10 protein-coding genes are annotated in these 12,468 nt (G+C 42.5%); 4 read left to right on the forward strand and 6 right to left on the reverse strand.

All coding sequences use genetic code 11. The annotated features are described in order from the left end of the window. From BQ8014_RS05630 to BQ8014_RS05645, 4 genes are all read right to left on the reverse strand, one after another. The coding region (locus BQ8014_RS05630; protein WP_160150127.1) for a Gfo/Idh/MocA family protein at positions 1–629 on the reverse strand (629 nt) is incomplete at its 3' end. Positions 630–915: 286 nt separating this feature from the next. Next, the gene (locus BQ8014_RS05635) at positions 916–1,188 is read right to left on the reverse strand and encodes a hypothetical protein (RefSeq protein WP_080903516.1); all 273 of its coding nucleotides are present in this window, start codon (positions 1,186–1,188) and stop codon (positions 916–918) included. Between the two features lie 104 nt (positions 1,189–1,292). Continuing rightward, positions 1,293–2,168, reverse strand: coding sequence for a carbon-nitrogen hydrolase (locus tag BQ8014_RS05640; RefSeq protein ID WP_080903517.1), 876 nt, complete (start codon positions 2,166–2,168; stop codon positions 1,293–1,295). A 3-nt stretch (positions 2,169–2,171) separates the two neighbouring features. Beyond that, positions 2,172–3,215: an agmatine deiminase family protein gene (locus BQ8014_RS05645; protein WP_080903518.1), complete on the reverse strand. Its 1,044-nt coding sequence runs from the start codon at positions 3,213–3,215 to the stop codon at positions 2,172–2,174. A gap of 159 nt (positions 3,216–3,374) precedes the next feature. Here BQ8014_RS05645 and BQ8014_RS05650 point away from each other — a divergent pair, with 159 nt between their 5' ends. Next, positions 3,375–4,301 (forward strand): hydrogen peroxide-inducible genes activator, encoded by a 927-nt coding sequence (locus BQ8014_RS05650; protein WP_080903519.1) that lies wholly within the window; start codon positions 3,375–3,377, stop codon positions 4,299–4,301. 69 nt (positions 4,302–4,370) lie between these two features. After that, positions 4,371–5,195, forward strand: coding sequence for an ROK family protein (locus tag BQ8014_RS05655; protein ID WP_080903520.1), 825 nt, complete (start codon positions 4,371–4,373; stop codon positions 5,193–5,195). Between the two features lie 167 nt (positions 5,196–5,362). Here the strand turns inward: BQ8014_RS05655 and BQ8014_RS05660 are convergent, their stop codons facing one another. Both BQ8014_RS05660 and BQ8014_RS05665 read right to left on the reverse strand, forming a co-directional pair. Next, positions 5,363–7,012: an ATP-binding protein gene (locus tag BQ8014_RS05660; protein WP_080903521.1), complete on the reverse strand. Its 1,650-nt coding sequence runs from the start codon at positions 7,010–7,012 to the stop codon at positions 5,363–5,365. Between the two features lie 42 nt (positions 7,013–7,054). Beyond that, positions 7,055–7,801, reverse strand: a complete 747-nt coding sequence (locus BQ8014_RS05665; protein ID WP_080903522.1) for an IclR family transcriptional regulator — start codon at positions 7,799–7,801, stop codon at positions 7,055–7,057. Positions 7,802–8,003: 202 nt separating this feature from the next. Here BQ8014_RS05665 and BQ8014_RS05670 point away from each other — a divergent pair, with 202 nt between their 5' ends. Together BQ8014_RS05670 and BQ8014_RS05675 are read left to right on the forward strand one after the other, a co-directional pair. Continuing rightward, entirely contained in the window at positions 8,004–10,994 is a 2,991-nt protein-coding gene (locus tag BQ8014_RS05670) for a SusC/RagA family TonB-linked outer membrane protein (protein ID WP_080903523.1), read from the forward strand. A 12-nt stretch (positions 10,995–11,006) separates the two neighbouring features. Then, positions 11,007–12,467, forward strand: coding sequence for a RagB/SusD family nutrient uptake outer membrane protein (locus BQ8014_RS05675; protein ID WP_080903524.1), 1,461 nt, complete (start codon positions 11,007–11,009; stop codon positions 12,465–12,467). The last annotated feature ends 1 nt before the right edge of the window (position 12,468 follow it).

Consider the following 12,468-nt stretch of genomic DNA (forward strand, 5'->3'; position numbering starts at 1 on the left):
CCGCATTCCCCGTGAAGCAGTTCGCCGAAAAGGCCTTCCCGCACCATCCGGAGGGAGGCCATCACGTCCCGCCGGTAGCAAACATTCTCCATGATATTCAGATGGCTGCCCGTCGTTTCGGAGACATTCACCAAGTCCCAGCATTCTTCCAGCGTATTGGCGGCGGAAACTTCCACGCCTACGTACGGGACGCCGGCCTTCATGGCGGCAACCGACATGGGGACGTGCCATTCCCACGGACTGGCTATGATCACGCAATCGAACTCCTCATTGTTCAGCATCTGCTCGAAAGCCCGTTCGCTGCCGGTGTAAATCTTCGGCTCCGGGACATTGAATTTGGCAATATGTTTGAGTGTACGTTCCAGAGGTCCTTTCTGTATATCGCAAATGGCCACGATCTTATTACCGGAGATCGCCAGTACATTATTGATATGCTCCTGGCAACGGGAGCCGGTACCTATAAAGCCGAAACGAAGTTTCCCATCGTCTTTTCCGGCCGCTTTCTTCTTTTGTTGGGTTTCTGTGATTGATGTTTCTACGGCGGATGCATTTCCCGCGATGCTTAATCCGGCAGCAGCTATTCCCGCTGTTGTCATTTTTTTGATAAAAGTTCTTCTTGTCTTCTCCATTATTGAAGTTGTTTTACGTAATTTGTTTACAAAATGATATCAAATGTATGTCTTTACTTTTTATGCCACAATATTAAGTAAAATATAGAGAAACTCCTGCAAATAGGATCATTTTTCATTTTAATTGTTTTATTTCTTTAAGGATTGATATTCCATAGGTAATGATCAATCAGTGCTCGATAAATTTATGTTATTTTAATTTAAGGGCTCGTTTAAATTTTAATGGGATAAAATAAAAAAGGGTTTCAGTATCTGCCTGATAGATATTTTCTTTGAAGCGACTAAACTAAAAGAAATAATAGATGATGATATTGAAACGTCCAAAATATTGGTAAATAATTATCAGGGCAAACTTTCCCCATTTGTTCGGAATGTCCTCACTCCGTCGTGTTGGAAGCAAAGCTTCTGCTTTGCCTATTTTTAAAAAAGGATAATCATTGCGAGGCGGGAGCCTCGCTTTTATCACCGACGGAAGCTGGAGCTTCCGCCGAACATAACAAGAGTTTAAATCCGGAATCAGGGCGCGGGCATGTCCCATATCGATGCTTCCGCCGAACATAACAAGAGTTTAAATAGGAGGAGCTACTGGATGATGAAGTGCCGGGAATCAGCTTCCGCCGAACATAATAGGAGTTTAAATGCGAATTTGCCCTATTGATATTATTATTTTAAAAAGCGTTCGGTAATGCCGCCGAAGGCGTCGATACGGCGGTCGCGGAAGAAAGGCCACCAACGGCGGACTTGCTCCGTCCGGGTTCGGTCGATTTCAACGATTTGTATTTCTTCCTTATCACCCGATAATTCGCAGAGTAGTTCTCCCTGGGGGCCGCAGGCGAAGCTGTTGCCCCAAAACCGGATGCCGTTCGTCTGTCCGGAGGGATCGGGCTCATGACCGGTACGGTTGACTGCGATCACCGGGAGCCCATTGGCTACGGCATGCCCGCGCTGAACGGTTTTCCACGCATTCAACTGGCGGATTTTCTCGTCTTCCGGGTCGGCGCTTTCCCAACCGATTGCCGTTGGATAGATCAATAGTTCGGCTCCCCGCATGGCCATCAGCCGGGCGGCTTCGGGATACCACTGATCCCAGCAGACCAATACGCCCAGGCGGCCGGCTGAAGTGTCGATCGGTTCGAAACCCAGGTCTCCGGGCGTGAAGTAAAACTTTTCATAGTAAGCGGGATCATCCGGAATATGCATTTTACGGTATTTCCCGGCGATACGGCCGTCTTTCTCCAGCACGACTGCCGTATTGTGGAAAAGTCCGGGAGCCCGTTTCTCGAATAGGGAAAGGATCAGGACGGCGCCCAATTCTTTTGCCAATGCTCCGAATATCTCCGTAGACGGGCCCGGAATCGTTTCCGCAAGGTCGAATAGACGGGTGTCTTCGGTCTGGCAGAAGTAGAGACTATTGTGCAGTTCCTGCAGGACGATCAGCTCGGCCCCCTCTCCGGCGCATTGCCTGATATGGGATTTTAGCTTTTCGATATTGGTTTGTATGTCAGGACTGTTCGCCTGTTGTATGATTCCGACTTTCATCTTTTATTTCTCTTTTATATTAAGAAATCCTTCCGGATACTGCATGGTGATACAATGCAAGGATCCGTGTTGTTTGATCAAAGGTAGGCAATTTATTCCGATTATCTCCCGATCCGGGAAGGCTTGTTGCAATGCCGCCTTCGCAACCTCATCCTTCGGCGAATCGTAGAAGGGAACCAGCACGGCGCCGTTAATGATCAGGAAATTGGCATAGGTGGCAGGCAGGCGTTCGCCGTTCCATTCCACCTTGTCGGCCATCGGAAGCGGGATGAGCCGGTAGGGCTGTCCTGTCGCTGTACGGAAGGATTTTAGTTGTTCTTCCATGAGGGATAACTCGGCAAAATGCTCGTCCTCTTCCTCCGTGCATTGTACGTAGGCAATCGTGTCTGCATCGCAGAAGCGGGCGAGGGTATCGATATGGCTGTCCGTATCGTCTCCCGCAAGGTAACCGCTCTCCAGCCAGAGGATGCGCTTCAGCCCGAAAATCTCCTTCAGATGGACTTCCAGTTGTTCTTTTGAAAGATATTCGTTCCGGTTGGGCGAAGAAAGGCATTCTACAGTGGTCAGCAACGTGCCCTGCCCGTCCGACTCGATGCTTCCTCCTTCCAGGACGATCGGTATCAGGCTGAGCGGAACCACCCCTTCGGCAAAAGTGTCGTTCTCCACGAGCTTACGGTTGATCAGGTTGTCATGATTAGCAGGGAACTTCAGCCCCCAGCCATTGAAAACGAAATCGTAGAGGGTCGGTACGCCGTCTTCAAAGACGGAAATTCCGCCGTGGTCGCGGGCCCAGGTATCGTTCGTCTCCATTTCCCTGAAAAGGACCCGGCTATAGTCCACCTTTCCGAGCTGCCTCTGTACCTCCTTCTCATCGGTGCAGACAATCAGCAGGCATTCTTGTTTTAAAATCTCCTTGGCAATCCGGACGAAACAGGAGGTGACTTCGTTCAGGATAGGGGCCCAATCGGTCTGTTTATGCGGCCAGGTCAACTGTACTCCGCTTTGCGGATACCATTCGGCAGGGAAAGTTATATTTTCGCTCAGCATAATTTATTAATAATCGAAGTGTTTAACCGGACAAAGGTAACTATTTTAAGTTTTGCCACTGCCCTGACAGAAAAAAGGATATACTCCGATTGTTTTTATTACCTTTGTACGCATATGTCATTCGGAATCACTCTTTATGCTATATAAAAAACTGGAAATATGACGATACAACAATTGGAGTACGTTTTGGCTGTGGATACTTGCCGTCATTTCGGACGGGCGGCCGAACTTTGCCGGGTCACGCAACCTACGCTGAGTATGATGATTCAAAAACTGGAAGACGAACTGAATGTTAAACTTTTTGACCGCAGTATGCAACCCATCAAACCTACGCCCGCCGGCCGCAAGGTTATCGAACAGGCAAGGGTTGTCATTCACCAGGCCTCCTTGATCAAAGACATTGTCAGCGAGGAAGAACAGTCGCTTAAAGGTACCTTTACCCTCGCCATTCTTCCGACGATCGCTCCCTATCTACTGCCCCGCTTTATCCAACAACTGACCTCCAATCATCCGGAACTGGATATCCGTTTTGTCGAAATGAAGACGGCAAAGACTGTGAACGCTCTGCTGAACGGAGAGGTGGATGCCGGCATCATTGCTTCCAGGGAAGATGAAGATCTGTTGAACAACCAAACTTTGTATTATGAACAGTTCCTCGGCTATATTTCACGGAACGAGCCTGTCTTTAAACACGAATTGATCCGTTCGGCGGATATCAGCCAGGAACGCCTGTGGCTGTTGGACGAAGGACATTGCTTCCGTGATCAGTTGATGCGTTTTTGCCAGATGGAGAAGGTGAAACTTCGCCAGGCCGCTTACCAGTTGGGCAGTATGGAGACTTTTATGCGGATGGTGGAAAGCGGCAACGGAATCACCTTTATCCCGGAACTTGCTTCCCTGCAATTGCATTCTGAGCAATTGGAACTGGTTCGTCCTTTTGCCATTCCGAAGCCGGCGCGTGAGATCGTATTTGTCACCCGCAAAGACTTTGTGCGCCATACCTTGGCCCAGAAGTTGATTGATAGCGTGAAAGCCTCGGTCCCGAAGTCAATGCTCAGCGTCCAGGCCGGAGTCAAGGTAGTCTGATGCTTCTCTCTCCGTAAATAACTTTATACTTGTTGGGAATGGAATGATGGCGTAACAAGCTTCAGATATATGAAAATAGGAATCGATTTAGGAGGAACGAATGTCCGTGCCGGCTTAATAGAAAAAGGAGAAATCCGACGGAAAATAATGGAACCGACAAAGGCTCATCTTTCCGAAGCGGGAGTGTTGGCGCAGATAGAGGGGATTATACGGCAGTTGCTTACGCCGGAAGTAAAAGGCATCGGCATCGGTGTGCCTTCGGTAGTCGATGCGGAGACCGGTACGGTGTATAATGTGGCGAATATACCTTCGTGGAAGGAGGTTCCATTGAAAAAGATTTTATCGAAAGAATTCGGTCTCCCCGTCGGCGTAAATAACGATTGCAATTGCTTTGCTTTGGGCGAATGCTATTTCGGTGAAGGCAAAGGCTATAAAGATCTGGTTTGCGTGGCCCTGGGAACTGGCGTAGGAGCCGGGCTTATCATCGATGGCAAATTGTTTTGCGGGAATAATACCGGTGCGGGAGAGATCGGCTGCCTGCCTTATCTGGAACAAAACTATGAGTATTATTGCGGCAGCGCCTTTTTCTCCGAGATGTACCGCCTTACGGGAAAAGAAGCCTACGAACGGGCCTGGAACGGAGATCCGTACGCCCTTCGCCTTTGGAAAGAGATCGGTCTGCATATCGGCGAATTAGTCAAGGCCATCTTGTTTGCCTACGATCCGCAGGCTATCATTTTCGGCGGAAGCATTTCCCAAGCCTATGAATATTTTGCTCCTCGTATGCACGAATGCCTTGCCGGTTTCCCCTATCCGGAAACCGTCCGTAAGGTAAAGATTCTTGTATCTAAGCAAGAAGATATAGCTTTGTTGGGCGCTTCCATGCTGGTATAAGTACATTGAGAAGAGTCTCGAAGTGTTTTTCAGGTCATACCAGCTCACTTTAAGCCGTTACTAAAAAAGTGGTTTCAATTTATATTAGAATTGAAATGTGCTGAAAATAAATTAATTTATTGATTATCAGTATATAGCTTGATTTATAGCGATGTTTTATTTTTCTATTATTTTTTTTTAGCCAAACAATAAGTACGGTTTCGCTTTCCACCAAAAGCAATTATATTTCCACGTTCAACCATCCGATATACAGCTTTTTGAATATCTTCTCTGGGAACTTCCTTTATCCGATTTTGTACATCAGACATTTTACTTTCTCCATTATATTTCAGATCTTCCTCGATCAATGCTTCCAATTTGAATGGCTCAATCGTTTTCAAGGTCGGGATAATGCCTAATTTAGCCGATGCGAAAAGTTCCGGATTCAACAAATATTCTGTTCCTTTCTTAACTCCACGTGTAATAATAATTCTTTTCTCCTGCAAACTTCCCATCCAAGTTCTTATACGGTCTTGAGAAGTCAATTGTAACCTGTCTGATAGTTGAGTCGTAAGAATTTTATGTTCTGTTGCAATAATTCCTAAAGTGATATATTCTTTTTGGGTGAGTTGAAAGTGTTTGTCTATATAATCAAGGATGGACAATACTTCATTATCAACGATTCCCGAAAATACGGTAACGGCTACTTTCGTAATAGAACTTTCAACAATTGGTAGTTGCTTGCCATCACGAGCTAACTTTTCATAAACTAGATCATAACCTGAACCTTCACCTTCCATTAAATCTAAATCATGGAATGTCTGTATTAAATGGGGATTCCGACGTGAACGTTCATGTAAAATATTATGTTCGGTAATTCCGAGAGGTAAACCTCCTGGACTGGTAATAACAAATTTATCAGGATAGACTTCAATAAAGATATCCCCTGAAATAGTAAATCTTTTATGAGCCATTGCATTAACTAATAATTCCCGGATTACCTCTTTTGGGTAATTGCGAATTTGTTTGCGGAATAGTCCGTCGGATATTTCAGTGGTATAAGTGAGTTCTATCGCATTTTTCTCTATATTTAATAAAAGTTGTTTGGGCGAGAATTGATGGAAATGCCAATCTGTCTTTCGTATTTTTTCTCCGTTCGTATTATATACGATATATTGAACCGTTATTGGATACGCAAGTCTGGCCCTTTGAGCAGGCGTTCCCATCCAAAGGACTCCTAAATTTGTAAGTATTCCATCCTCTGTAATAAGCTGGTAATAGGATAAAATTTCATTATTGTCTTTGTTTTTAATGAAATCCGATATTTTTGGAGAATTACGAATATCATTTAGAAATTCTGTTTTAGCTTTTTCGTCAGCGTTATTTAAAGATGTTTTTGTTGGGACTAATTCCCATTGGAAAGCGTTTTTATCAGCCGCAAGGCTTGTTAAATCTTCACCTGAAACCGGCATACATTTATCTGTGATACGAATAAAGACTTTACCGGAGGTCGTTGTCGCTATTGTCCTGGAAGTCGGCAATATTCGAAATTTGAAGAATTGTCCGCTGTTTTCGTGCGTAATGATTTCAGGATTAACAAAACCTACGCTATCAGTTAATGAACGTAACCTTGAAACAACCTTATTCATTTCATCCGGGTCTATTTTTTGATATGGAGGCGGTTCTGTTTTTCCGTCTGAAATTCCCGCAATGATCCATCCTCCCTGGGCATTGGCAAAAGCCACGCATTCTTCTGCAATATCAGAAAGAACGGCTTTTTTCCCAAACAGTTTATCTATCCTTTTGTATTCAATATTTTTATCTTCGTAAAATTCCATAAGCAATACCGTTAATACGATCAACAAAAATACAGATAACTTTTATATATGTAACCTGGTAAGTTCCTTATTAATGAGATCTGTTGCCGTTTGGAGGGCCTTGACTATTTTGCTCTTTTCAGTTTTCCCGAAACGCAAGTCCGGCAAATAAATACCTAAGCTTGCAATTACCGTGTCTTTCTTGAATAAGGGGGTTGCCAATCCGATCACATGGTTTTTGTTACAAGTTATCTCAAACTTCTTCGTCCTTATCTCGTCCAGAAGATGGATCAAATCTGTTTTGGTCTTTACTTCCGGCCAATCCTCTTCCGAAGGCAATCCGATTCTTTGCACAAAGTCATCCAGCTCTTTCGGAGAATAGAAAGCCAGGATCATCCGGCCGGTAGTTGCTCTATATACGGATGATTCCTGTGCTGTTTTCACTTGGACTTCATGATTGCAGGGGATTTCCTTCAATAGAATACGTTTATCATTCTTTATGGCGGATAAGATTACCGTTTCATTAATTTCATTTGCCAGATCTTCCATAGAAGCTTTGGATACATTCAGCAGTTCTACGTTGTAGTAATTTGCATTGGTGAGTCGGTAGGCCATGTAACCTAATTTATATCCTTTCTTTGCAGCCGTTTGTTCTACATAATCACGATTCACTAATGTTTTTAAAATATTAGCGCAAGTACCATGGTTTAGTCCCAGTGAATCGGCAATTTCGGAAAGTCCTACTTCTTTTTCCGGATTCTTAGCAATTATTTCAAGAATGTTCAATGCTCTATTAACAACCTGTATCATGAGTTTAATTTTATAATGCAAAATTATAGCTATTTTTGAGATAACTTGTATTTTCGTCTTTAATATATGAAAAAAGCCCTTATTTTATGTTTAAAGGCATGTTTATAAAATTTTTGTCCTGATTGTTTGCATATAATATGATGGTGTATTAATATTGCAATGTAAAAGTTACTTTTATATTATAAACTTAAATCACTATTTCATGAAAAAACGATTCTTGTTTTTCTTATTGGTTTTGCTATTTTCCCTCCCGGCTTATGCCCAGCAGACTATCCAAGGGAAAGTAACAGATGTGAAGACCGGCGAACCGCTGGTAGGTGTGAATGTAGTCGTGAAAGGTTCTGCCTCTATCGGAACGATTTCCGACCTTAATGGTAACTACAGATTGGAAGTCCCCAGACAATCTGTTCTCTTGTTCTCCTGTATTGGATACATGAGCCAAGAAATTTCAATCGGCGATAGAACGGTTGTCGATGTCGCTTTAAATGAAGATACGGAAGTATTGGAGGAGGTGGTCGTTGTTGGTTATGGTACGATGAGAAAAAGCGACCTAACCGGCTCACTCAGTTCTGTAAAAGCAAAGGATATGACAGCTTTTACGGTTGCCAATCCGATTCAAGCCTTGCAAGGCCGTGTACCGGGAGTTGTCATTACTTCCAACACCGGATCTCCGGAAGGAAATTTCAGTATTCGTATTCGTGGAACCAACTCTATCCGAGGAGATAATACTCCTTTGTATGTAATTGATGGAATACCTTCCAATGCTTCTTCCATCAATAATTATGATATAGAATCGGTCGAAGTGCTTAAAGATGCTTCGGCAACAGCTATTTATGGTTCTCGTGGTGCTAACGGGGTAATTCTTATTACGACCAAAAAAGGAAAGACCGGAACTACATCCGTTGATTACAATTTTGAATATGGTATGCAGTCACAAATTAAAAAACTGGATATGATGAATGGTACCGAATGGGGGGAATTGTATAATGAACAGCGACTGATTGCTACCGGAAAAGAGTATTTTACAGCTGAACAAATTGCCGCTTTTGGTAAAGGAACAGATTGGCAATCTCTTGTGTTTAAAGATGCGCCTGTTCAGAATCACAATGTTACTATAAGCGGAGGGACAGAAAAGACAAGGATACTCGCAAGCGGTTCGCTTATGTTAAGAGACGGGCTTATCCCTAATAGTCTATATAATAAATACAATGTGCGTTCCAGTATAGATCATGCTATCAATGATTATTTTGATTTGTCATTAATTGCTTCTTATACAAGAACAGACAAGCATCTGAAAAGCTCTAGTGGAAGTAATAGAGGGGGATCTCTCATTGGGGGAGCCATAGCATCCCCTCCTACATTAACACCGTATAATGAAGATGGTTCCTACCAAGATCTCCGTTTAGCTTATCCGTTTATGTCAAATGCATTGTATAATCCAATTAATTTGATAAATGAAACCAGCAATAAGACAAAAGCTGATCTTAGTAATGTAAATGCAGCTCTTACTTGGAAGCCGGTAAAAGGGTTATCTATTAAATCTTCTTTAGGCATTGAATCGCTTAATTATCGTACGGATAGCTACACTACTTCCAAATATCTATATAGTTCATCCAGCGCTTCGGTATCAAGTAATCAAGAGACAACAATTGTCAATGAAAATATCGCCAATTATGATCTAACAATTGCAGAAAATCATCGCTTGAATCTGATGGGAGGTTTTACCTATCAGGAATATAAAGGAACTTCTTTATCCGCCAGTGGAAATGGTTTCCTAAGTGATGCACCGGAGTCTTACCAGTTAGGAGCGGCAGCAAATCATGGCACTCCCGGAACCAGTTATACCAAATGGGTTTTAATGTCTTATTTGGGACGGGCAAACTATTCCTATAAAGGTAAATACCTGGCAACGGCAAGTATACGTGCTGACGGCTCTTCTCGCTATAGCAAGGGAGATAAATGGGGATATTTTCCATCTGCGGCCTTAGCTTGGCGTATTTCAGATGAAGATTTTCTAAAAGACGCGGATTTCCTTTCGGACTTAAAACTTCGTGTAGGTTGGGGGGCCACTGGTTCTACGGCTATCAGTCCTTATACTACTATGAATATGTTGAGCCAAGGAAAGGCTCCGGCAAATGGAGATGTATATACCTATTATGCAGCAAGTACGACTTTCCCGGCAAACTTAAAGTGGGAAACGACTACTCAGTGGAATTTTGGTATGGATTTAAGTTTGTTGGATCAACGTTTACGCATAACAGCCGATTATTATTATAAAAAAACGACCAATCTGTTGAATTCGGTTTCCTTACCTGCGTCTACAGGTTATAGTAATACCATTCAGAATATAGGCGAAATGAGTAATAGAGGGTTCGAACTTTTGATTGACGGAGATTTGATCCGCACAAAAGATTTTCTGTGGAATGCGTCTGTTAATTTTGCATTGAATAAGAATCGGGTCGAAAAATTGTATGATGGGAATGATATTTATGGAAGCAGTGTCGGTTTATCATATATTGACGGTACCATAAATTTAATACGAGAAGGAGAGCCTTTGGGTGTTTTCTATGTTTTTAAAGAAGATGGATATGATGAGAACGGACAACTTAAATATATCGATGTGGATAATGATGGTAATTTGACCACAGAAGATCGATTTGTTTTGGGAGATCCCAATCCGGATTTCACCTATGGATTAAATTCAACTATTCAATATAAGGATTTCGAATTCTCTTTTTTCCTGCAGGGAAGCCGAGGTAATGATATATATAATGTGGGAGAAACGGCGAATTATGATTATGGGATGGGGTTGAATCTGAGGAAAGATGTACTTTATAGCCATTGGTCTTCTTCTAATACTCCGGAACAGAATGCTGTAGCTAAATATCCCAGACTGACAGCCAATCAAAATCTGGTTCATTCGGATCGATTTATTGAAGATGGTTCCTATTTACGTTTGAAAAATATTTCTCTGGCCTATCGCTTGCCCATTCAAAAATGGAGTCCGGGGCATTGGTTGAAAGGAATTCAACTCTATGTAAGTGCACAAAATATATTAACAATTACCGATTATTCCGGAATGGATCCTGAAGTCAACTCGTGGGGAGGTGGCAATTCTGTAAATCTTGGGTTGGATTACTTGACTTATCCCAATAGTAAAACGATATCATTTGGTGTGAAAGTCTCATTTTAAATAAATAAGAAAATGAAAAAAAATATATTATTTATAGTTATGATTGGGATGCTATCTTTTATATCCTGCCAGAATTGGCTGGATGAAGAGCCCAAAGCGGTCGCTGCTGAAACATTTTATAATACTGCAGCAGAAGCGGATGCAGCAGTGATGGCTCCATTGGCAAAATTGAGAAGTGGTTTTGCAATGAGTTATCCTGGAATAATGGAATGCTTTGCAGACTATCAGTATGGAAGAGGTAGTTGGGAAGATAATAGTAGATATGCCGGATTAAATACGACTAATGTGAATAGAACAAATGGAATATGGGGGTCTTTATATGGAGCTATTCGTGATTGTAATATTCCTATATCACGTTTATCCGAAGCTACAGAATTAAATGATACGCAAAAAGCGGCCTATATTGGAGAACTGAAATTTTTACGTGCTTTTAGTTACTATTATTTAGTTCGCTTCTGGAATGCTGCACCTTTAAGAACGGAAGAAAATATGTCAGAATGGAACTTGGCTAAAAGTTCTGCAGAGGATATATACGCACTTATTAAAAGCGATTTGGAATATGCTGTTGCAAATGCACCGGATAAACCAAGACTCGTTGGGACACCGGGGAAAAACATAGCTAAAAGTTTACTTGCCCAGGTTCAAGCTCAGTTGGGAAATTATACAGAGGCGAAACGACTGACTGAGGAGGTGATTAATAGTGGAGCATATAGTTTAGTTCCGGTCACAACTTCCAGGGAATTTGAAAAAATATTCGGACCCGATGTAACGAATACCCCGGAAGAGATCTTTTATCTGAAATCTTCCCGGACGAATGATTTGGGATGGGAATTTGTGATGTTTTGCGCTCATCCGGGCGCCACGATCGAAGGGAAAAAGATGCATGGAGCCGGAGGATGGTATGGGCTATACACTACTTCAACAAATAAAGTGATTGCCGAATGGGATGTGAATGATCTCAGGAAAGATTATAATATATTACATTATAATATTGGCTTGGGAGATAATACTTATTTGCCGTCTAAATTTTATGACCCTGAAGCAACAGGGGGAGGAGCCGCCAACGTATCCAATCCACTGATTCGTTATGCAGACATCTTGTTGTTATATGCCGAAGCCACTACACAAGCTTCCGGTTCACCTACGGCAGATGCAATGGAGAAGTTGAATATGATACATCGAAGAGCTTATGGCTATTCTCCAACAGCCCCTTCGCCCGTTGATTTTAAGTTGGAGGAATATAATACCAAAGAGAAGTTTATAAATTTGTTGGTTCGTGAGCAGGCTTATGAAAATTATAATGAAGCGAAGCGTTGGCCATTTCTTGTCCGTTTAGGCATTGCGAAACAGGTGATTAAGGAGGTCAAAGGGATTGATGTAGCGGATAAACATTTTCTGTTTCCGATACCGACAACAGAGTTTGACTATAACAAAGGATTGGATGCAACTGTCGATCAGAACCCGGGTTATTAAA

The sequence above is a fragment of the Parabacteroides sp. Marseille-P3160 genome (assembly GCF_900162725.1).
Taxonomy (GTDB): Bacteria; Bacteroidota; Bacteroidia; order Bacteroidales; family Tannerellaceae; genus Marseille-P3160.

What these genes read in the sequence shown, in the direction of transcription:
- BQ8014_RS05650 (WP_080903519.1), top strand. Translation starts at nt 3,375, where the DNA reads ATGACGATACAACAATTGGAGTACGTTTTGGCTGTGGATACTTGCCGT.
- BQ8014_RS05655 (WP_080903520.1), top strand. Translation starts at nt 4,371, where the DNA reads ATGAAAATAGGAATCGATTTAGGAGGAACGAATGTCCGTGCCGGCTTA.
- BQ8014_RS05645 (WP_080903518.1), bottom strand. Translation starts at nt 3,215, where the DNA reads ATGCTGAGCGAAAATATAACTTTCCCTGCCGAATGGTATCCGCAAAGC.
- BQ8014_RS05635 (WP_080903516.1), bottom strand. Translation starts at nt 1,188, where the DNA reads ATGTTCGGCGGAAGCATCGATATGGGACATGCCCGCGCCCTGATTCCG.
- BQ8014_RS05640 (WP_080903517.1), bottom strand. Translation starts at nt 2,168, where the DNA reads ATGAAAGTCGGAATCATACAACAGGCGAACAGTCCTGACATACAAACC.
- BQ8014_RS05670 (WP_080903523.1), top strand. Translation starts at nt 8,004, where the DNA reads ATGAAAAAACGATTCTTGTTTTTCTTATTGGTTTTGCTATTTTCCCTC.
- BQ8014_RS05675 (WP_080903524.1), top strand. Translation starts at nt 11,007, where the DNA reads ATGAAAAAAAATATATTATTTATAGTTATGATTGGGATGCTATCTTTT.
- BQ8014_RS05665 (WP_080903522.1), bottom strand. Translation starts at nt 7,801, where the DNA reads ATGATACAGGTTGTTAATAGAGCATTGAACATTCTTGAAATAATTGCT.
- BQ8014_RS05660 (WP_080903521.1), bottom strand. Translation starts at nt 7,012, where the DNA reads ATGGAATTTTACGAAGATAAAAATATTGAATACAAAAGGATAGATAAA.